Annotated in this window: 23 protein-coding genes and 1 pseudogene; 14 read left to right on the top strand and 10 right to left on the bottom strand. The window is 64.1% G+C overall.

What is annotated here, in order from left to right:
* Positions 1 to 469 (top strand): EF-Tu C-terminal domain-related protein (locus AC13C7_RS08305; RefSeq protein ID WP_482866251.1); only part of this gene is annotated, 469 nt, incomplete at its 5' end.
* Positions 470 to 785: 316 nt separating this feature from the next.
* On the opposite strand, the gene AC13C7_RS08300 is transcribed toward AC13C7_RS08305, so the two are convergent.
* Positions 786 to 992: a cold-shock protein gene (locus AC13C7_RS08300; RefSeq protein ID WP_172320138.1), complete on the bottom strand. Its 207-nt coding sequence runs from the start codon at positions 990 to 992 to the stop codon at positions 786 to 788.
* A 365-nt stretch (positions 993 to 1357) separates the two neighbouring features.
* Between AC13C7_RS08300 and rpsJ the strand changes: the two genes are divergently transcribed.
* From rpsJ to AC13C7_RS08280, 4 genes are read left to right on the top strand one after another with little or no spacing between them, the layout of a single operon-like run.
* A complete protein-coding gene (gene rpsJ / locus AC13C7_RS08295; RefSeq protein WP_172320137.1) occupies positions 1358 to 1672 on the top strand; it encodes a 30S ribosomal protein S10 in 315 nt (104 codons plus the stop codon).
* Positions 1673 to 1686: 14 nt separating this feature from the next.
* Positions 1687 to 2412, top strand: coding sequence for a 50S ribosomal protein L3 (gene rplC / locus AC13C7_RS08290; protein WP_172320136.1), 726 nt, complete (start codon positions 1687 to 1689; stop codon positions 2410 to 2412).
* Complete coding sequence (gene rplD / locus AC13C7_RS08285; RefSeq protein WP_172320135.1) at positions 2409 to 3029, top strand: 50S ribosomal protein L4; 621 nt, start codon at positions 2409 to 2411, stop codon at positions 3027 to 3029. The genes rplC and rplD overlap by 4 nt, the downstream gene beginning before the upstream one ends.
* A complete protein-coding gene (locus tag AC13C7_RS08280) occupies positions 3026 to 3322 on the top strand; it encodes a 50S ribosomal protein L23 (RefSeq protein ID WP_172320134.1) in 297 nt (98 codons plus the stop codon). Before rplD ends, AC13C7_RS08280 begins: the two co-directional genes overlap by 4 nt.
* A gap of 64 nt (positions 3323 to 3386) precedes the next feature.
* On the opposite strand, the gene AC13C7_RS08275 is transcribed toward AC13C7_RS08280, so the two are convergent.
* Positions 3387 to 4454, bottom strand: a complete 1068-nt coding sequence (locus tag AC13C7_RS08275) for a RelA/SpoT domain-containing protein (RefSeq protein WP_482867179.1) — start codon at positions 4452 to 4454, stop codon at positions 3387 to 3389.
* A gap of 426 nt (positions 4455 to 4880) precedes the next feature.
* Here AC13C7_RS08275 and rplB point away from each other — a divergent pair, with 426 nt between their 5' ends.
* From rplB to rplP, 5 genes are read left to right on the top strand one after another with little or no spacing between them, the layout of a single operon-like run.
* Positions 4881 to 5723 carry a 50S ribosomal protein L2 gene (rplB, locus tag AC13C7_RS08270; RefSeq protein WP_482867178.1) on the top strand — a complete coding sequence of 281 codons (843 nt, stop codon included), beginning with the start codon at positions 4881 to 4883 and terminating at the stop codon, positions 5721 to 5723.
* A 3-nt stretch (positions 5724 to 5726) separates the two neighbouring features.
* The gene (rpsS, locus tag AC13C7_RS08265; RefSeq protein ID WP_172320131.1) at positions 5727 to 6005 is read left to right on the top strand and encodes a 30S ribosomal protein S19; all 279 of its coding nucleotides are present in this window, start codon (positions 5727 to 5729) and stop codon (positions 6003 to 6005) included.
* Positions 6006 to 6008: 3 nt separating this feature from the next.
* On the top strand, positions 6009 to 6389 hold the full coding sequence (gene rplV / locus AC13C7_RS08260; protein ID WP_286963630.1) for a 50S ribosomal protein L22: 381 nt from the start codon (positions 6009 to 6011) through the stop codon (positions 6387 to 6389).
* Positions 6389 to 7108, top strand: a complete 720-nt coding sequence (rpsC, locus tag AC13C7_RS08255; protein WP_172320129.1) for a 30S ribosomal protein S3 — start codon at positions 6389 to 6391, stop codon at positions 7106 to 7108. Before rplV ends, rpsC begins: the two co-directional genes overlap by 1 nt.
* A gap of 12 nt (positions 7109 to 7120) precedes the next feature.
* The gene (gene rplP / locus AC13C7_RS08250; protein WP_172320128.1) at positions 7121 to 7534 is read left to right on the top strand and encodes a 50S ribosomal protein L16; all 414 of its coding nucleotides are present in this window, start codon (positions 7121 to 7123) and stop codon (positions 7532 to 7534) included.
* Between the two features lie 250 nt (positions 7535 to 7784).
* Here rplP and AC13C7_RS08245 read toward each other — a convergent pair whose 3' ends face one another.
* Together AC13C7_RS08245 and AC13C7_RS08240 are read right to left on the bottom strand one after the other, a co-directional pair.
* Positions 7785 to 8570, bottom strand: a complete 786-nt coding sequence (locus AC13C7_RS08245) for a TIGR00266 family protein (RefSeq protein ID WP_172320127.1) — start codon at positions 8568 to 8570, stop codon at positions 7785 to 7787.
* A gap of 132 nt (positions 8571 to 8702) precedes the next feature.
* Positions 8703 to 9323 (bottom strand): 2OG-Fe(II) oxygenase family protein, encoded by a 621-nt coding sequence (locus tag AC13C7_RS08240; RefSeq protein ID WP_446120335.1) that lies wholly within the window; start codon positions 9321 to 9323, stop codon positions 8703 to 8705.
* Between AC13C7_RS08240 and AC13C7_RS08235 the strand changes: the two genes are divergently transcribed.
* A complete protein-coding gene (locus AC13C7_RS08235) occupies positions 9322 to 9669 on the top strand; it encodes a RidA family protein (protein WP_482867177.1) in 348 nt (115 codons plus the stop codon). The genes AC13C7_RS08240 and AC13C7_RS08235 overlap by 2 nt on opposite strands.
* A gap of 118 nt (positions 9670 to 9787) precedes the next feature.
* Positions 9788 to 10054 (top strand): annotated as a pseudogene (locus tag AC13C7_RS08230) (transposase); the annotation flags it as partial.
* Positions 10055 to 10073: 19 nt separating this feature from the next.
* Here the strand turns inward: AC13C7_RS08230 and AC13C7_RS08225 are convergent.
* Complete coding sequence (locus AC13C7_RS08225) at positions 10074 to 10859, bottom strand: SDR family NAD(P)-dependent oxidoreductase (RefSeq protein WP_482867176.1); 786 nt, start codon at positions 10857 to 10859, stop codon at positions 10074 to 10076.
* A 171-nt stretch (positions 10860 to 11030) separates the two neighbouring features.
* Here AC13C7_RS08225 and AC13C7_RS08220 point away from each other — a divergent pair, with 171 nt between their 5' ends.
* Together AC13C7_RS08220 and AC13C7_RS08215 are read left to right on the top strand one after the other, a co-directional pair.
* Positions 11031 to 13001, top strand: a complete 1971-nt coding sequence (locus AC13C7_RS08220) for an AsmA family protein (protein ID WP_482867175.1) — start codon at positions 11031 to 11033, stop codon at positions 12999 to 13001.
* The gene (locus AC13C7_RS08215) at positions 12998 to 13483 is read left to right on the top strand and encodes a transglycosylase SLT domain-containing protein (protein WP_214647496.1); all 486 of its coding nucleotides are present in this window, start codon (positions 12998 to 13000) and stop codon (positions 13481 to 13483) included. Before AC13C7_RS08220 ends, AC13C7_RS08215 begins: the two co-directional genes overlap by 4 nt.
* Positions 13484 to 13559: 76 nt before the next feature.
* On the opposite strand, the gene AC13C7_RS08210 is transcribed toward AC13C7_RS08215, so the two are convergent.
* The 5 genes from AC13C7_RS08210 to metF form a co-directional block, all read right to left on the bottom strand.
* Positions 13560 to 14150, bottom strand: coding sequence for a GcrA family cell cycle regulator (locus tag AC13C7_RS08210; protein ID WP_172320840.1), 591 nt, complete (start codon positions 14148 to 14150; stop codon positions 13560 to 13562).
* Between the two features lie 267 nt (positions 14151 to 14417).
* The gene (gene argF, locus AC13C7_RS08205) at positions 14418 to 15323 is read right to left on the bottom strand and encodes an ornithine carbamoyltransferase (protein WP_172320839.1); all 906 of its coding nucleotides are present in this window, start codon (positions 15321 to 15323) and stop codon (positions 14418 to 14420) included.
* A gap of 96 nt (positions 15324 to 15419) precedes the next feature.
* Complete coding sequence (locus AC13C7_RS08200) at positions 15420 to 16613, bottom strand: aspartate aminotransferase family protein (protein WP_172320838.1); 1194 nt, start codon at positions 16611 to 16613, stop codon at positions 15420 to 15422.
* Between the two features lie 77 nt (positions 16614 to 16690).
* Positions 16691 to 17179 carry a PaaI family thioesterase gene (locus AC13C7_RS08195; protein WP_482867174.1) on the bottom strand — a complete coding sequence of 163 codons (489 nt, stop codon included), beginning with the start codon at positions 17177 to 17179 and terminating at the stop codon, positions 16691 to 16693.
* A gap of 91 nt (positions 17180 to 17270) precedes the next feature.
* The gene (gene metF, locus AC13C7_RS08190; protein WP_482867173.1) at positions 17271 to 18143 is read right to left on the bottom strand and encodes a methylenetetrahydrofolate reductase [NAD(P)H]; all 873 of its coding nucleotides are present in this window, start codon (positions 18141 to 18143) and stop codon (positions 17271 to 17273) included.
* Positions 18144 to 18157: the final 14 nt, after the last annotated feature.

Below are 18157 nucleotides of genomic sequence, written 5' to 3'. Positions count from 1 at the left end.
GGGCGACGAGATCGAGATCGTCGGCATCCGCGACACCAAGAAGACGACCTGCACCGGCGTGGAAATGTTCCGCAAGCTGCTGGATCGTGGGGAAGCGGGCGACAATATCGGCGCGCTCCTGCGCGGTATCGACCGTGAGGGTGTCGAGCGTGGCCAGGTGCTGTGCAAGCCGAAATCGGTGACGCCGCACACCAAGTTCGAGGCCGAGGCCTACATCCTGACCAAGGAAGAGGGTGGCCGTCATACGCCGTTCTTCGCCAACTACCGCCCGCAATTCTACTTCCGGACCACGGACGTGACCGGCACGGTGGAACTGCCGAGCGGCACCGAGATGGTGATGCCGGGCGACAACCTGAAGTTCGAGGTCGAGCTGATCGCGCCGATCGCGATGGAACAGGGCCTGCGCTTCGCCATCCGCGAAGGTGGCCGGACGGTTGGCGCCGGTGTCGTCAGCAAAATCATCGACTGATACCGCAACTGCGGTGTCAGGGTGGGTGGCAGTCGCTCTGAAAGAGCGATGAGAACCCACTCCGGTTGAGAATTGGAAAGGCCGCTCCAATCCGGGGCGGCCTTTTTCCGTGCTATCGTTGCAAAGACTGATCCGGCCCCCGAATCCCAAGGACCGCGCAGGGCGGGACTCACCCCGCCAGACCCTCAGACGAAGGAAACCGCGCCAATCCGGGGCCGCCCTTTTCCTTTCACCCGCAGCCGCGCAAAGAAAAGGGGCGCGCCGTTTCCAGCACGCCCCTTCATTTCTCTCAACATCTGCCCCGAAGGGCCAAGCCTTACGCCAGTGCGAGGTTGGTCGCGCTTTCGCGGCCGTCGCGGCCGGGCTCGATGTCGAAGGTCACTTTCTGGTCATCGGCCAGGCCGGTCAGGCCTGCGCGCTCGACGGCAGAGATGTGCACGAACACGTCCTTGCTGCCGCCATCGGGTGCGATGAAGCCGAAGCCTTTGGTGGCGTTGAACCATTTGACGGTGCCAGTTGCCATTGTCGTATCTCCTGTTTGTGCTGCCCGCAGTATGCGGCAGGTCGGCTAAGTCAGTGCAAGATCGAAGGACTGAGCCGATAGGAGCAGTATGGTCGATAGTGGTAACGTCGCAGCCATCACATGGGGCCCCGGCCCGCAAAAAGCAAGTGGATTATTGCGAAACGCCCTTTGCGGGCGAAATCCGGCTTTGTGCCCGCGCGCGGAACTTTCCGCTTGATAGATCCCGCTCACCCATGTATCCGGCGCGAGTTCGCACATGCGGACGCTTGAGAGGCGGGAGTCGATCCCGCCTTTCGGGTTCGATGAGGGCCGGTGGATGAGCTGCCGGTCGTCCTATCAACTCTCGCCTCGAAAGGCTGATACAGATGGCAGTCCAAAGCCAAAATATCCGCATCCGGCTGAAGGCCTTTGACTATCGCGTCCTGGATTCCAGCACGCAGGAGATCGTCAACACGGCCAAGCGCACCGGTGCGCAGGTTCGCGGGCCTATCCCGCTGCCGAACAAGATCGAAAAATTCACCGTTCTGCGTGGCCCCCACGTGGACAAGAAATCGCGCGACCAGTGGGAGATTCGGACCCACAAGCGTCTGCTCGATATCGTGGACCCGACCCCGCAGACCGTGGACGCGCTGATGAAGCTCGACCTGGCCGCCGGTGTCGACGTCCAGATCTCGGTTTGAAGGAGGGCACTGACATGCGCTCTGGAGTGATCGCGAAGAAGGTGGGCATGACCCGCCTGTTCATGGAGGACGGGCGTCAGATCCCCGTCACCGTTCTGCAACTGGATGCCCTGCAGGTTGTCGCCAACCGCACCTCCGAGAAGGATGGCTACACCGCCGTTCAGCTTGGTGCAGGCACCGCCCGCGTCAAGCGCGTGAGCAAGGCCATGCGCGGCCATTTCGCCGCCGCCTCGGTCGAGCCGAAGCGCAAGCTGGTGGAGTTTCGCGTCGATGCCGAGAACCTGATTGAAGTGGGCGCCGAGATCTCGGCCGAGCACTTCCTTGAAGGGCAGAAGGTCGACGTGTCGGGCACCTCGATCGGCAAGGGGTTCCAGGGCGCGATGAAGCGCTGGAACTTCGGCGGTCTGCGCGCCTCGCACGGCGTGTCGATCAGCCACCGCTCGCACGGGTCCACCGGCCAGTGCCAGGACCCCGGCAAGGTGTTCAAGGGCAAGAAGATGGCCGGTCACATGGGCGCCGCCCGTGTCACCACGCAGAACCTGGAAGTTGTCCGCACCGACGCGGATCGTGGCCTGATCATGATCAAGGGCGCGGTTCCGGGCTCGAAAGGCGGATGGGTGACCATCAAGGACGCCATGAAGAAGAAACTGCCTGAGGGTGTGCCCTTCCCCGCCGCGCTGAAGAGCGCCGCATCGGAAGCAGCCCCCGTCGAGGCTCCGGCTGAGGGAGCGGAAGAATGAAGGCTGATGTGATCAAACTGGACGGCGGCAGCGCCGGCACCGTGGACCTGGACGAAGCGCTTTTCGGCCTGGAGCCGCGTGCCGACATCCTGCACCGCGTCGTCCGCTGGCAGCGCAACAAGGCGCAGGCCGGCACGCATAAGGTGAAGACGCGGTCGGAAACGTCCTATTCCACCAAGAAGATCTATCGCCAGAAGGGCACCGGCGGCGCACGCCACGGTGACCGCAATGCGCCGATCTTCCGCAAGGGTGGTATCTACAAGGGCCCGACCCCGCGCAGCCACGCCCATGACCTGCCCAAGAAGGTGCGCGCCCTCGGCCTGCGCCACGCGCTGTCCGCCAAGGCGGCAGCGGGCGAACTGGTCGTGATCGACAGCGTTGCGATGGACGCCGCCAAGACCTCCACCCTGGCCAAGCAGGTCAAGGAGTTGGGCTGGAAGCGCGCGCTCATCATCGACGGGGCCGATATCGACGCCAACTTCGCCCTCGCCGCGGCCAATATCGACGGTCTCGATGTGCTTCCGTCGATGGGCGCAAACGTCTATGACATCCTCAAGCGTGACACCCTGGTGATCACCAAGGCGGGTGTCGAAGCACTGGAGGCTCGTCTGAAATGAGTGCCAAAGCTGAACATTACGACGTGATCCGCAAGCCGGTCATCACCGAGAAGGCAACCATGGCGTCCGACGCCAACGCGGTTGTGTTCGAAGTATCGATCGACGCCAACAAGCCGCAGATCAAGGAGGCGGTCGAAAGCCTCTTCGGTGTGAAGGTGAAGGCGGTGAACACGACGATCACCAAGGGCAAGCAGAAGCGTTTCCGGGGCCAGCTGGGTCGCCGCAAGGACGTGAAGAAGGCCTATGTGACGTTGGAAGAAGGTAACACGATTGATGTGTCGACCGGGCTGTAAGGGCTGGTTGATATGTGACGGAATGAACCCCGGCTGCGAGAGTGGCCGGGGTCTTTTTGTTAACTTATGCAGTTTCTACATCGCCTTCGCGTCGAATTATCTCTACAAAGTCAATTGGGTCGTAAAAGTAATTGCGATAGGCTGACCTAAGTTGATTTGGATTGTCAGAACGCACATACACTGCGTTGATGCTCTCTTCGTCACTCTCCAGCTCCGAAGACTTCTCTATCGCCTTGGCCGCTGATGAGAAGGGCAGAACCTCAAGAGCAGGTTTGCCATTTTCGTCCCTATAGATGTTAAGCACGTTATGGCGCCTAAGTCGGTCCGCACTTTCAAATTGCTTCAGAACAGCTAGACGTCCGAGAATACCAAGCTCACTTTCAAGCTCCTGAAGATCGGCCCTTAGCTCACTCAGCGACACGCCAGAAAAAGCGCGGTCTACTCCCTCGTGACTTCGTGCGATTATCTCACTAGCGAGAGCGAAGAACCGGCCACGCTTTGACTGATCAAGCTCGAATTTGGTTTGCTCGCCATCGAGTAGATCTGAAATTTCTACAGCGGTTGCCCAAGCATGCTGTGCTCTAGTCCGGTACTGAACTTCTACAAGTAGGCCATCCCATGGCTTTTTTTCTTGGCTGCGTTGTGTCCCACGGGGAAAATGTTTGTATACATCGTGGATTCCTCTGTACCCAGTGAACTTGGGACTCTTGATGTAGTTGTATTTTTCCGATTCGTGGCGCAGTTGATGCTCAACGTTCCGCATAACTTTGCTTGAATGTAGATACTCGCGGAACTGGTTCAGGTCGTCCAATGATTCGAAAATCATTCGGCATCCCGCAAAGTCGTGCATGCTAGAAACATCGCGTATAAGAAAATTCCCCCTAGAATCACGGCGTCGTAGCTTCCCAAGGACTGTTTTCCGACGCTTAAGTCTCTGTGCGAACTCAATTGAAAAGGGTTGCTTTGCAAAATGTCCTTTCAGCCACGCTTGAAATGTGTTGATTACGTAGCCGTGCGATGCTCGCCATTGATCGACCAATGCGAAGTCAGTTTCGTCAGCATTGTCTTCAGATATTCGTAACCCTGCCTTTCGGACGGCGGATTTACTACGCGGTGGATGTGGATATGCCATACAGGGTTGCGTATGCTTGAACCCGCGCGGAATCAAGGCCCTTGGGCCGCCGCGCGATCGCCAGACCGCCCGTTGCACCAAAGGTGCACCGGCCATGAGTCGGCATGCCTCTGGCATGACGGGCTGGCGATTTGGTGAGGCAGGCGCATTGCTCTGAGGTTGTTCTGATATAGCCGGGACAAAGTGCTCCGAATGCCCGCCCGCATGGCCATCGCGCGGTCTGGCCATCGCGCGGCTTCACGCGCTTTCTTTTGCAGGGCTATTGACCCTCAAGGTGGCCTCCCCTAAGAGACCCCATCGGCATGGCCCCGGATTCGTCCGGGGCTCTGTTTTTGGTCGCAAGACCATACCACCCGGGCACCTACGGGGGCCTAGAACATCAGGGAAGCGAAAGCCTCCCGCACACGCAAACGGAAGACAGTTAACATGGCACTCAAGTCGTATAAGCCGACGACGCCGGGCCAGCGTGGGCTGGTTCTGATCGACCGTTCGGAGCTGTGGAAAGGACGTCCCGTCAAATCCCTCACGCAAGGGTTGACGAAATCGGGCGGCCGGAACAACACCGGACGGATCACCATGCGTCGCATTGGTGGTGGCGCAAAGCGTCTCTATCGCATCGTCGATTTCAAACGGAACAAGCTCGACGTCCCCGCGACCGTCGAACGCATCGAATATGACCCCAACCGCACCGCCTTCATCGCGCTCATCCGCTATGACGACGGCGAGCAGGCCTATATCCTGGCCCCGCAGCGCCTCGGCGTCGGTGACAAGGTCGTGGCCGGCCAGAAGGTCGACATCAAGCCGGGCAACGCGATGCCGTTCTCGGGCATGCCGATCGGCACCATCATCCACAATATCGAGCTGAAGCAGGGCAAGGGCGGCCAGATCGCACGCGCCGCGGGCACCTATGCCCAGTTTGTCGGCCGTGACGGTGGGTACGCGCAGATCCGCCTGTCCTCGGGCGAGCTTCGCATGGTGCGCCAGGAGTGCATGGCCACGGTTGGCGCGGTCTCGAACCCCGACAACTCGAACCAGAATCTCGGCAAGGCCGGGCGCAACCGTCACTACGGTATCCGCCCGTCGGTCCGCGGTGTCGTGATGAACCCGATCGACCACCCGCATGGCGGTGGTGAGGGTCGGACCTCGGGTGGCCGTCACCCCGTCACGCCCTGGGGCAAGCCCACCAAGGGTGCCCGCACCCGCAACAAGAACAAGGCGTCGCAGAAGCTGATCATCCGCTCGCGTCACGCCAAGAAGAAAGGACGCTGATAGATGTCGCGTTCCGTTTGGAAAGGCCCTTTTGTCGACGCGTTCGTCCTCAAGAAGGCCGAGAAAGCCCGCGAGAGCGGCCGCAACGAGGTCATCAAGATCTGGTCGCGCCGTTCCACCATCCTGCCGCAGTTTGTGGGCCTCACCTTTGGCGTCTACAACGGCAAGAAACACATCCCGGTGAACATCACCGAGGACATGATCGGCCAGAAGTTCGGTGAATATTCCCCGACGCGGACCTATTACGGTCACGCCGCCGACAAGAAAGCGAAGAGGAAGTAAGCCATGGGCAAGGATAAGAATCCCCGCCGCGTGGCGGATAACGAGGCGATGGCGAAACTGCGGATGCTGCGCACCAGCCCGCAAAAGCTGAACCTCGTGGCGCAGATGATCCGCGGCAAGAAGGTGGAAAAGGCGCTGACCGATCTGACCTTCTCGAAAAAGCGCATCGCGATTGACGTGAAGAAATGCCTTCAATCCGCCATCGCCAACGCCGAGAACAACCACAACCTCGATGTCGATGAACTGGTCGTGTCCGAGGCCTTCGTCGGCAAGAACATGGTCATGAAGCGCGGTCGCCCGCGGGGCCGTGGCCGGTTCGGCAAGATCGTGAAGCCGTTTTCGGAACTGACCATCACCGTGCGTCAAGTTGAGGAGCAAGCCTAATGGGACATAAAGTCAATCCGATTGGCATGCGCCTGCAAGTCAACCGCACCTGGGACAGCCGCTGGTATGCCGACACCAAGGATTACGGCAACCTGCTGCTGGAAGACGTCAAGATGCGTCAGTTCATCCATGAGGAGTGCAAGCAGGCCGGCGTGTCGAAGGTCATCATCGAACGTCCGCACCGCAAGTGCCGCGTCACCGTCCACACCGCGCGTCCGGGCGTGATCATCGGCAAGAAGGGCGCCGATATCGAAACCCTGCGCCGCAAGCTGGCCGCGATGACGGATTCTGAGTTGCACCTGAACATCGTCGAGGTCCGTAAGCCGGAACTGGACGCGCAGCTTGTCGCCGAGAACATCGCACAGCAGCTGGAGCGCCGGGTGTCCTTCCGCCGCGCCATGAAGCGGGCGGTGCAGAACGCGATGCGCATGGGATCCCTCGGGATCCGGGTGAATGTCGCGGGCCGTCTGGGTGGTGCCGAGATCGCACGGACCGAATGGTATCGCGAGGGCCGGGTGCCGCTGCACACGCTGCGCGCCGATATCGACTACGCCCATTCCGAAGCCGAGACGCCCTATGGCATCATCGGCATCAAGGTCTGGATCTTCAAAGGCGAGATCATGGAGCACGACCCGTCGGCCCATGACCGTCGCCATGCGGAGCTCCAGGAAGGTGGCGGCCCTCGTCCGCAAGGCGGGCGTCCCCGCCGCGACCGGTAAGGAGTTAAACAGATGCTGCAACCAAAGCGCACCAAATTCCGCAAGATGCACAAGGGCCGCATCCGGGGCGAAGCCAAGGGCGGGTCCGACCTGAACTTTGGCACATTCGGCCTGAAGGCGCTTGAGCCCGAGCGGGTCACCGCGCGTCAGATCGAAGCCGCCCGCCGGGCCATGACGCGTCACATGAAGCGTCAGGGCCGGGTCTGGATCCGGATCTTCCCCGACACGCCCGTGACCTCCAAGCCTGTCGAAGTGCGTATGGGTAAGGGCAAGGGTTCGGTCGATTTCTGGGCCTGCAAGGTCAAGCCTGGCCGCGTGATGTTCGAGATCGACGGCGTCGGCGAGGACATCGCCCGCGAGGCCCTGCGTCTGGCGGCGATGAAACTGCCGGTGAAGACCCGCACGATCGTGAGAGAAGACTGGTAACCGTCGTTTCCGCGACGCGGAAACGACGAGTGTGTGGCAGTCGCTTTTCCTCGGAAAAGCTATGAGAACACACCCCGGTGAGAAAAGAGATACCCCCGCTGAGAGATCGGCGGGGGTTTCTCTTTTCCAATAGCTTGCGTGTGGCGCGGGGGAAGACCGGTCGACCGGTCTTGATCACCCGATTTCGAAATCGGGTCTCAAGCGCCGTCGACGGCGCTTTTTCCACCGCGCGTCGATGCGCGGTCCCCCCTCACCGGTCCCCGAACATATCTCCCAAGCCGCCAAGGACCGAGCCTTCGCCCTTGGACCCGCCCGGACGCGCCGCGCGCAGCACGCGGTCGGCGAGGCGCGAGAATGGAAGGCTTTGCAGGAACACGGTGCCGGGGCCGCGCAAGGTGGCGAGGAATATCCCCTCGCCGCCGAAGATCATGGATTTGAGATTGCCGGAGCGCTCGATATTGTAATCGACGCTTCCGGTCATCGCGGCAAGGCAGCCGGTATCGACGCGCAGCACCTCTCCGTCACGCAATTCGCGCCGGATGACGGTGCCGCCGACATGGATGAAGGCCATGCCGTCGCCATTGAGGCGCTGCAGGATGAAGCCCTCGCCGCCGAAAAACCCCGCGCCCAGTTTCTTCTGGAACGCGATATCGGTCGTGGTGCCGAAAGCGGCGCAGAGAAAGGCATCCTTCTGGCAAATCAGCTCGCCGCCCATCTCGGCCATGTCCACCGGGATGATCTTGCCGGGGTAGGGCGCGGCAAAGGCGACCCGCTTCTTGCCCTGACCGGTATTGGTGAAATGGGTCATGAAGATGGATTCACCGGTCAGCACCCGCTTGCCCGCGCTCAAGAGCGAGTCCATGAACCCGCCCGAAGGCTTGCCGCCATCGCCCATGCGGGTCTCGAACCCGATGCCGTCTTCCATGTAATTCATCGCGCCGGCCTCGGCGATGACGACCTCGGAGGGGTCCAGTTCCACCTCGACGATCTGCATGTCGTCGCCGAAAATCTCGTAATCAACCTCGTGGCATCGCATGTCGAAATATCCTTCCCTGAATGATTTGTCCGGGGAGGATCGGGGCAGATGGGAAACGGGTCAAGGCGGTTTCGGGGCGCGTCCGATTTCGAAATCGGACGCAAGCGCCTTCGAAGGCGCTTGCCCAGCGCCTCACTCCCACCGGTAGTTGAAACTGACCGAGATGCGTTCATCCTCGGCCATGTTCATAGGCACTTCGTGGCGCAGCCAGCTTTCCCAAAGCAGCACGTCGCCGACCGCCGGTTTGACATAGACGAAGCCACGCATTTCCTCCCGCGCGTCTTTCCGGCGACCGGGGGCCGCCATCATCCGGGCCGAGCGCGGGTCTTCAAGCTTCAGCGCGCTGGCCCCGTCCGGCATCGCCACATAGGTGGTGCCGGAAATCACCGAATGGGGGTGGAGGTGGCTCGAATGCATGCCGCCCTCGGGCAGGATGTTGATCCAGATATCCTCCAGCACCAGCTTGCGGTCCTCCAGGTCGAACTCCAGATCCTCGGCGAACCCCGCAGCATGGGCATCGAGCGCCGCGACGAGGTCGGCGAAGATTGGGAAGCGCCAGGGCAGGTCGGTCAGCGAGGCATAGGAGGTGTAGCCGGGATAGCCGTTTTCCTCACACCACTCCTGTCCCGCCTCGTCATCCTCGGCGATGGAATAGCAGGAGGCTTCAAGCTCCTCCCCGTCGATGGCGGGGCCATGCTCCGACAGGGCGGCGCGGTAGAGGCGGGTCACGAAGAGGGAGGAGATCTGGGCCATGCAAAGGGGTTTAGCGCAAGTCGCGGGGGCAGGCGAGGGGGGATTGGCGGTTGATAACGGGGTCGCCCATATCACTGGCCGGGTGAGTGCGGTTGAGACCATCCAGGAACAGACCGAGGAAAGCCTGCGGCGGCTGGATGCGCTGTTGATCCAGGACGGATCGTCCCGCGAGAAGATGCTGCGGGCGACGATCTGGCTGGCGGATATGAGCGATTTTGCGGGGCTGAACGAAGCCTGGAATGCGTGGGTGCCGTTGGGTCATGTGCCGACGCGGGCATGTGGCGAGGCGAAGCTGGCGCGCGATGTGCTGAAGGTCGAGATTATCGTGGATGCGCCTTGCGATTGAGGGAGTATGTATCGGCGGATACCCCCACGAGGCACGAACGATCACAGTCTCTGCCAAAAACCCGGGCTGGGGCAGGTCAGCGCCTTGCGCGTCGCCATGACCCGCAAACAGACCGCCAGCCTTGTCGCGCCCCTCCCCCGTGACCCGACAATCCGGCCAGTGGCGCGGCAAGGCCTTCATACAGGGTGCCCGAAAGTTCCTGCGCGATGCGCTCTACATGGCCGCCCTCGTCGCCGCCCGATACAACCCGGATTTGCGGCGGAAATACCAAAGCATGACACAAGCAGGAAAACCGCCAAAAGCCGCTCTCACGGCCCTCATGCGAAAGCTTCTGGAACTTGCCAACACTCTCATCAGAAAAGACCGGGATGGGCCCAAAAAACCGCTCGATCAAGACGGATACTCTACCGCTTGGTCTGCATCTTCTCGATCATCTTCAGCACCATCCGGTGCGGCGCGAAGGGGATCAGCCAGCGCAGTTGCAGGCGCAGCATCGGGTCATTGATGACGCGCAGCTTGCCCGCCAGCATCGCCTCATAGCCGATCCGGGCCACATCCGCGGGCTGCGCGCCCTTCTCGCCCGCGCCGACAAGGTCGGTGCCTTCAAGGTCGGCGGCATCTGCGAAGCCGGTCTGGACATAGCCGGGCTCCAGCGCGGTGCAGGTGACGCCCTTCGCCCGCATCTCCTGATCCAGCGCCATGGAAAAGCTGCTGACGAAGGCCTTGGTGGCATAATAGGTGGCTTGCAGCGGGCCGGGGATATAGGCGGCGGTGGAGCTGACCTGGAGGATCCTGCCCCGCCCCCGATCCGCCATCGCGCGCGCGGCGTGGTGGGTGAGGGTCACCAGCGCCTTCACGTTGAGGTCGATCATGGCGAGGTCCTGGGCCAGATCGCGCTGGATGAATGCGCCCTGGCCGCCGAAGCCCGCATTGTTGATCAGGATGTCGACCGGGATGCCCAACTCCGTGACCCGATCCCAGAGCGCATTGGCCCCGCCCTCGGCGCCGAGGTCCAGCGCGATGATGTGGACGGTGACGCCGTGCGCGGCCTCGATCTCTTCCTTCAGGGCCTGCAATTCGGCCTCGCGCCGGGCGGTGATGATCACGTCGCCGCCGCGCGCGGCATGAAGGCGGGCAAATTCGCGGCCGATGCCGGAGGAGGCACCGGTGATGAGGGCGGTATCGGGCATGGGGGCTCCTGTCGTTCGGGCTGCCCTGCAGCAGTGCGGGCTTGCGGGGCATCTGTCAATGCGCGCGGGGGCGAAAGCCCGCCCGCCCGCAAGTGCCCGCGTTTTCAGGGCTGTTTCCCCGAGGCGCTTTCGGGCTAGGATTGGCGTCAGGCAGCAGTCGGGAGGTGGGCAATGCGCTGGATATTTCGGATAGTCGGGGCCCTGGTGCTGGTGGCGGTGCTGGCCATCGCGGCGCTGTTCGTGATCCCGGCAGAGCGGATCGCGGCGCTGGCGGGCGACCAGTTCGAGCGCGCCACGGGCCGGAGCATGACCATCTCGGGCGATGTGCGCCCGTCGATCTGGCCGACACTGGGCGTGCGCGCCGAGGGTGTGGTGATCGGCAACCCCGCCTGGGTCGAGGACGGGCCGCTGTTGCAGGCCGAGGTGATGCATGTCGGCATCGGGGCCAGCGCGCTTTGGGGCGGGCGCGTGCAGGTGCAGCGCTTTGAACTGGTCGATGCGCAGATCGTGCTGGTGCGCGGGGAAGACGGCGCGGTCAGCTGGGATTTCTCGGGTGGCGAGGAGGTGGAGGCCGTGAACGGCGACGGCGGCAGCGGCGGCAGCGGGCTGGAAAACTTCAGCCTCGATATCGCCGAGATCACCAATGGCGCGCTGTTCTACCGCGACAGCGTGGCGGAAACGGAATTGCGCATCAGCGATGTCGATATGGTGCTGACCCTGCCCTCGGCTGAGGGGCGGGCGACGCTGGAGGGCGGCGCGGTGATGAACGGCGCCGCGATCAGCATAGATGGCGTGATCGACGGGGTCGGGCCGCTTCTGGAGGGCGATCTTCGCCCCGTCGTGCTGACCGCACGCTGGACGGGCGGCGAGGCCGGGTTTGACGGCCGGGTCGGGCTGGTGCCCTTGGGCGTCGAGGGCACCATCGCGCTGGATGCGACCGATCTTGATCCGGTGATGGCGCTGGCGGGCCAACCGGCGCTGGAATTGCCGCGCGGGCTTGGCCGCGACCGGATCGCGATGAACGCGGCGGTGACGCTGGCATCAGAGGGCTCCACCCATCTGCGCGAGGCGAGCATCGTGCTGGATGACAACCGGCTGACCGGCGATGTCGATATCCTGCCCGGCGATGATCGCCCGATGATCCGGGCGCGGCTGCAAGGCGGCGCGCTGGACCTTACCGGACTTTCCGAGGGCGGCGCGGAGGCCGAGGGCGGCGCCGGGGCGACCGGCTGGTCGCGCGACCCGATCGACGTCAGCGGGCTGTTCGGGGCGGATGCCGATGTGGCGCTGGTTCTGGCGGGGCTGGACCTTGGCATGGCCACGCTGGACGCGGTCGATATACGCGCAACGCTGCAGGCGGGCCGCCTGGTGACGGAATTGCGCGAGGTCGCGGGGTATGGCGGGACCATCGGCGGGCAATTCATCGTCAACGGGCGCGGCGGGCTGTCGATGCGCAGCGACCTGCGGCTGAACGAGGTGCAACTGGCCCCGCTGCTGACGCAGTTTGCGGGCTATGAGCGGCTGGAAGGCACCGGCAGCGGCACGATCGACCTGCTGCTGGTCGGCAACAGCATGCAGGCGCTGATGAATTCGGTCTCGGGGTCGGGCAGTCTCGATTTCGGGCAGGGCGCGATCCTGGGGCTCGATATCTGGGGCATGATCCGCAACCTCGACACCTCCTACCAGGGCGAGGGATCGCGCACCGTCTATGACAGCCTTGCAGCCAGTTTCACGGTCGCGGATGGCGTGTTGAGCAACGAGGATTTCGCGATGGAATCGGCGGTTGGCCGGGTCTCGGGCTCGGGCACGGTGGGGTTCGGGGCGCGGGTTTTGGATTACACGATCATTCCGGAGGTGCTGGCGGGCGAGGCCAGCGGTATCCGCGTGCCGCTGCGCATCTCGGGTGCCTGGAGCGACCCGAGTTTCAGCATCGACCTTGAGGCGCTGGCCGAGGCGGAGTTGCAAGAACAGATCGACGCGCTGGAGGAGCAGGCCACAGGTGCCTTGCAGGAGGCGGCGTCCGAGGCGCTCGGCACCGATGTGGAGACGGTCGAGGATCTTGAGGACGCGCTGGAGGACCGGCTGCGCGAAGAGGCGGAGACCCAGCTTCTGCGGCTGTTCGGCGGGGGGAGCGGGAATTGATCCGTATCGTGACAGTCGCGGCCTTGCTGGTGCTGGCCGGGTGCGGGGGCTCGGGCCGGGACGCGGTCGCGCGGGGAGAGCCGCCGCTCTACCCCAACGAGACGCCGGAACTGCGCCGCCTGATCAACTATTATGCCGATGTCTATGATGTGCCCGCCTCGTTGATCCACCGCTCCATCGACCGCGAGAGCGATTACCGGGTCGATGCGCGGGCGGGGCCGTATTACGGGCTGATGCAGATCCTGCCGCAGACGGCGCGCACCATGGGCCATCGCGGGCCCGCCTCCGAGCTGCTCGATGCCGATACCAACCTGCGCTACGCCGTGCGCTACCTGCGCGGCGCGTGGCTTTTGTCGGATGGCGACGAGGCCGAGGCCATCGGCTGGTATGCGCGCGGCTATTACTACGAGGCGCGCGACCGCTGCATGCTGGTGGAAACCGGGCTGAACGACCGGGAAATCGCGCGCAATTGCCGGGGGTAGGGGCGAGACCTTTGGAAAGGTCTCGCGAGAGCCTTGGAAGGCTCTCGGGCCCGCGCGCGCCGGTTGGTGTCCGGGGTCAGCGGCGCCGGTCGCGGCGGCTGCTCATCGGTTGGAAGGCCACCCCGACATGCGCCTCGCAATAGGGTTTGCCCTGCTGCACCGGCAGGCCGCAGAAATAGAAATCATCCGTCGCGGGGTCGCCGATGGGCCATTTGCAGACCCGCTCGGTCAGGTCCATCAGGCTGAGGCGCTTGGCGTGTTTCTCGATCTCGTTGACCTTGGCCAGGGCCTCGGGGCTGATCTCGTTGGCCGAGGGCTGCGGCGGCAGCGGCTGGCCCGCGGGCACGATGGGCTTGCGCAGCGGCGTGACATTGCTTGGCTTGGCGGCAGGTTCGGCCGCCGGTTCCGCGGCGCGGGCCGGTTCGGTCTTGGGCTCGGGCTTGGGCGCGGGCTTGGCGGGCGCTTCCTTTGCCGCCGGGGCCGCCGCCGCGGGACCGGTCGGTTTCGCGGTCGCACCCGTGGTGCGGTTCGACAGGCCGAGGCGATGGACCTTGCCGATCACCGCGTTGCGGGTCACGCCGCCCAGTTCCTTGGCGATCTGCGAGGCCGATTGCCCCTCGCCCCACATCTTCTTCAGAAGCTCTACCCGCTCGTCGGTCCAGGACATGACAGTCCCTCCTGATCCTTAGCCCAAATGCAGCCTCTGGTTATATGGGTCCGGGCGGGGGATGGAAAGGGGCAAGGGCGGGGTTTGCACCAATCCCCGTGCCAGGAGTGCCCCGCCCGCTCTTTCATTTTGCCAAAAATACCTGATTCCAACCGCCGAACCCAATCGCAGCCCTATATCCGATGCGCCCCTCGCGCGAAGGAGGGCTCCCGCAAGGGGGCCTGACGCCGCGCGACGCCGGGTCGGTGCGCAAGCACCGAAGCCGCCTCAGACCCCCAGGCACCACCGCATCACGGCCTTCTGCGCATGGAGCCGGTTTTCCGCCTCGTCGAAGATCACCGAATGCGGCCCGTCCATGACGGCGCTGGTCGCCTCGTCGTCGCGATGCGCGGGCAGGCAGTGCATGAAGAGCGCGTCGGGTTTGGCGCGGCTCATCAGCGCCTCGTTCACCTGGTAGCCGCGCAGCTGGTTGTGGCGGCGTTCGCGGGCCGATTGCGGGTCGTGCATGGAGACCCAGGTATCGGTGACGACCAGATCCGCGCCTTCCACGGCCTTTTGCGGGTTGCGCTCGATGGTAATGCCCGCGCGCAGGCCCGGTTCCGGGTCCAGCGTCTCGGGGCCGGTGAAGACCAGGTCGAACTCGAACTGCCGGGCGGCATGGGCGAAGCTGGCGAAGACGTTGTTGCCATCGCCCGACCAGACCACCTTCTTGCCCTTGATGGGGCCGCGATGTTCCTCGAAGGTGAGGATGTCGGCCATGATCTGGCAGGGATGCGTGCGGTTGGTCAGCCCGTTGATCACCGGGACGCTGGCATGTTCGGCCATTTCCAGCAGCGTCTGTTCCTCGAAGGTGCGGATCATGATCAGGTCGACATAGCGCGACATCACGCGGGCGGTGTCGGCGATGGTCTCGCCATGGCCAAGCTGCATGTCGGCCCCCGACAGCACCATGGTCTGCCCGCCCATCTGACGCACGCCGACATCGAAACTGACGCGGGTGCGGGTCGAGGGTTTCTCGAAGATCAGCGCGACCATGTGGCCCGCCAGGGGCTGTTCCGCATCCGGCGTGCCCTTGGGCAGCCCCTTGCGCGCGGTCTTCATCCGGGCGGCCTCGTCCAGCATCTGGCGCAGGTCAGCGGGTGAGGTCTGGTGGATGTCGAGGAAATGCGTCATGCGTCCGGGGCCCTTGGCTGGTGGCGGGAGCGAGAGGGGCTGTCTGCCCCCCTCGCGCTCCCCCCGAGGATATTTAGGGAACAAAGAAGGAGGAGGTCAGTCTGCCCCTTGCAGGGTACGTTCCAATGCGGTGGCGGCGCGGTCGAGGCGGTCGATGCCTTCCGCGATCTCCTCCTCGGTGATCGTGAGCGAGGGCAAGAGCCGCACCACGTTGTCGCCGCCTGGAACGGTCAGGATCTCGGCATCGTATCCTGCCTTGACCACGTCGAGATTGGGTGCCTTGCAGATCAGGCCCAACATGAAGCCCTGGCCGCGAATGCCGGTGAAGATGTCGGGATGGCCGGCGACCAGCCCTTCCAGCTTCTGGCGCAGCAGCCCGGCGCGGCGGTTCACATCGTCGAGGAAGCCGTCACGGGTGACCTCGTCGACGACGGCACAGCCCACGGCACAGCCAAGCGGGTTGCCGCCATAGGTGGAACCATGCGTGCCGGGCGTCATGCCGAGCGCGGCCTCTTCCGTCGCCAGCAGCGCGCCGAGCGGGAAGCCGCCGCCGATGCCCTTGGCGACCATCATGATATCCGGCGAGATGCCCGCCCATTCATGCGCGAAGAGCTTGCCGGTCCGGCCCATGCCGCACTGGATCTCGTCAAAAATGAGCAGCGCGCCGGTCTCGTCGCAGATCTCGCGCATCCGCTTGAGGGCGCTGTCGGAGAGCGGGCGGATGCCGCCTTCGCCCTGCACCGGCTCGACCATGATCGCGGCCAGGTCGGCGGTTTTCGCCGCCTCCTCCAGCGCGTCGATATCGCCGAAGGGCAGGTGGCGGAAACCGGGCAGGAGGGGGCCGAAGCCCTTGGTCAGCTTCTCTCCGCCCGCCGCCGAGATCATGCCCAGGGACCGGCCATGGAACGCGCCCTCGAAGGTCACGATCACGTTGCGTTCTGGCTGGCCCTTCTCATACCAGTATTTGCGCGCCATCTTGACGGCAAGCTCGCCCGCCTCGGTGCCGGAATTGCACATGAAGACGGTGTCGGCGAAGGTGTGCTCGACCAGGCGTTCGGCCAGCGCCTGCTGTTGCGGGACGTTATAGAGGTTCGAGGTATGCCAGAGCGCGCCCGCCTGATCGGTCAGCGCCTTGACCAGGGCGGGATGGGCATGGCCAAGCGCCGTCACCGCGATGCCCGCCCCGAAATCCAGGAAACGTCGGCCATCGGCCTCGACCATCCATGCGCCTTCGCCTTTGACGAAGGACAGGGGGGCGCGGGAATAGCTTGGCAGGACCGGCGTGATCATGGTGTGTCTCCATGGAGGGATTGAAGCGTCCCGCTTGCCCCAACGGAAGGTTGAAGTCAATGAAATCGGTGGGGCGCTCAGGTCATCTTCATGATGATGCAGGTGGTGGAGCCGGTAGCGTAGAGCTTGCCATCCTCCACCCCCCGGATCGTGCCCTCGGCCACCCCGGTGGAGCGGCCCGCATGGCTGGCGATGCCTTCCGCCAGGATCTCCAGCCCCAGGGGAATGGGCCGGATGATATTCACCTTGTATTCCAGCGTCGTGTAGACCGAGCCCCGCGGCACCTTGGTCATCACCGCGCAGGCCATGCAGCTGTCCAGCAGCGTGCCATACCAGCCGCCATGCACCGTGCCCATCGGGTTGCAATGGTCGAAGAGCGGGCTGCCACGAAAGGTCACGCGCCCGTCCGCGACGCTGTCCAGCCGGTAGTTCAGCGTTTGGGCAATCGGCGGGCCGGGGACGGTGCCGTCGAGGATGCCCCGAATGAAGGCGAGGCCCGACATGGACGTCAGGGCCTCGCGGTCGGGCAACTCGGCAGGGTTGGCGGCGAAATAGGGGGCTGTCATGGGGCGGTCTTTCATCGGTGACGTTGCGGGCAGGGTGCCGCCCGCCCCGGTCCGGCGCAAGCCCGTGCGCCTGTCGTGACGCAACGTCCCTTCAGGCGACCTGCGACAGCGCCACCTGCGGCGTCACGCCGAGGGCGGCGCAGATCGTCCGGGTCAGGTCGGGGCTGTTGAGGGTGTAGAAATGCAGGTCCGCGACGCCGCCCTCGATCAGGTCCGAACACAGCTCGGTGCAGAGCGCGGTCGAGAGCAATTCCTCGCGCCCGTCGCGGATCGCGACGCTGAAGGCGTCCTCCAGCCAGTCGGGGATATGCGCGCCGCAGGTCGTGGCGAAGCGGCGCACCTTGGTCCAGTTGGTGATCGGCAGGATACCGGGGATGATCGGGGCGGTGATGCCCGCAGCCGCACAGGCATCGCGGAAGCGGAAGAAGGTTTCGGCCTCGAAGAAGAATTGCGTGATGGCGGAGGTTGCACCGGCGTCGATCTTGGCCTTGAGGAAATCGACACAGGCGGCCATGTCGGCGGCCTCGGGGTGCGGGTCGGGATAGGCGCCGACGCGGATGTCGAATAGTCCGGTTTCGGCCAGCGCCGCCACCAGGTCCACCGAGGAGGCGAAGCCGTCGGGATGCGCCGCGAAGCCCGCAGCGCCCTTGGGCGGGTCGCCGCGCAGGGCGACGATCTGCGTGACACCAGCGGCGGCGTAGCTGTCGGCGATCTCCAGCGTCTCGGCGCGCGAGGCATCGACGCAGGTCAGGTGCGCGGCCACCGGCACGCCGGTATGGCCGTGGATCGTCTTGACCGCGTCATGCGTCAGGTCGCGCGTGGTGCCGCCCGCGCCATAGGTGACCGAAACGAACTCGGGGCCGAGCGGGGCCAGCGTGGACAGTGTGTCCCAAAGGCGGAACGAAGCCTCCAGCGATTGCGGCGGGAAGAACTCGAAGGAAACGCGCGGGGTGGGTAGGGTCATGGCGAGGGGCATCC

This window comes from Alterinioella sp. B-7 (genome assembly GCF_056857775.1).
This window is presented reverse-complemented; position numbering and strand designations above follow the sequence as displayed.

Coding starts and splice junctions, on each gene's coding strand:
- rplC (WP_172320136.1), top strand. CDS start 1,687: ATGCGCTCTGGAGTGATCGCGAAGAAGGTGGGCATGACCCGCCTGTTC.
- AC13C7_RS08220 (WP_482867175.1), top strand. CDS start 11,031: ATGCGCTGGATATTTCGGATAGTCGGGGCCCTGGTGCTGGTGGCGGTG.
- rplB (WP_482867178.1), top strand. CDS start 4,881: ATGGCACTCAAGTCGTATAAGCCGACGACGCCGGGCCAGCGTGGGCTG.
- AC13C7_RS08210 (WP_172320840.1), bottom strand. CDS start 14,150: ATGTCCTGGACCGACGAGCGGGTAGAGCTTCTGAAGAAGATGTGGGGC.
- argF (WP_172320839.1), bottom strand. CDS start 15,323: ATGACGCATTTCCTCGACATCCACCAGACCTCACCCGCTGACCTGCGC.
- rpsJ (WP_172320137.1), top strand. CDS start 1,358: ATGGCAGTCCAAAGCCAAAATATCCGCATCCGGCTGAAGGCCTTTGAC.
- metF (WP_482867173.1), bottom strand. CDS start 18,143: ATGACCCTACCCACCCCGCGCGTTTCCTTCGAGTTCTTCCCGCCGCAA.
- rpsS (WP_172320131.1), top strand. CDS start 5,727: ATGTCGCGTTCCGTTTGGAAAGGCCCTTTTGTCGACGCGTTCGTCCTC.
- AC13C7_RS08280 (WP_172320134.1), top strand. CDS start 3,026: ATGAGTGCCAAAGCTGAACATTACGACGTGATCCGCAAGCCGGTCATC.
- AC13C7_RS08200 (WP_172320838.1), bottom strand. CDS start 16,613: ATGATCACGCCGGTCCTGCCAAGCTATTCCCGCGCCCCCCTGTCCTTC.
- rplV (WP_286963630.1), top strand. CDS start 6,009: ATGGGCAAGGATAAGAATCCCCGCCGCGTGGCGGATAACGAGGCGATG.
- rpsC (WP_172320129.1), top strand. CDS start 6,389: ATGGGACATAAAGTCAATCCGATTGGCATGCGCCTGCAAGTCAACCGC.
- AC13C7_RS08240 (WP_446120335.1), bottom strand. CDS start 9,323: ATGGCCCAGATCTCCTCCCTCTTCGTGACCCGCCTCTACCGCGCCGCC.
- AC13C7_RS08235 (WP_482867177.1), top strand. CDS start 9,322: ATGCAAAGGGGTTTAGCGCAAGTCGCGGGGGCAGGCGAGGGGGGATTG.
- rplD (WP_172320135.1), top strand. CDS start 2,409: ATGAAGGCTGATGTGATCAAACTGGACGGCGGCAGCGCCGGCACCGTG.
- AC13C7_RS08245 (WP_172320127.1), bottom strand. CDS start 8,570: ATGCGATGCCACGAGGTTGATTACGAGATTTTCGGCGACGACATGCAG.
- rplP (WP_172320128.1), top strand. CDS start 7,121: ATGCTGCAACCAAAGCGCACCAAATTCCGCAAGATGCACAAGGGCCGC.
- AC13C7_RS08225 (WP_482867176.1), bottom strand. CDS start 10,859: ATGCCCGATACCGCCCTCATCACCGGTGCCTCCTCCGGCATCGGCCGC.
- AC13C7_RS08300 (WP_172320138.1), bottom strand. CDS start 992: ATGGCAACTGGCACCGTCAAATGGTTCAACGCCACCAAAGGCTTCGGC.
- AC13C7_RS08275 (WP_482867179.1), bottom strand. CDS start 4,454: ATGGCATATCCACATCCACCGCGTAGTAAATCCGCCGTCCGAAAGGCA.
- AC13C7_RS08195 (WP_482867174.1), bottom strand. CDS start 17,179: ATGACAGCCCCCTATTTCGCCGCCAACCCTGCCGAGTTGCCCGACCGC.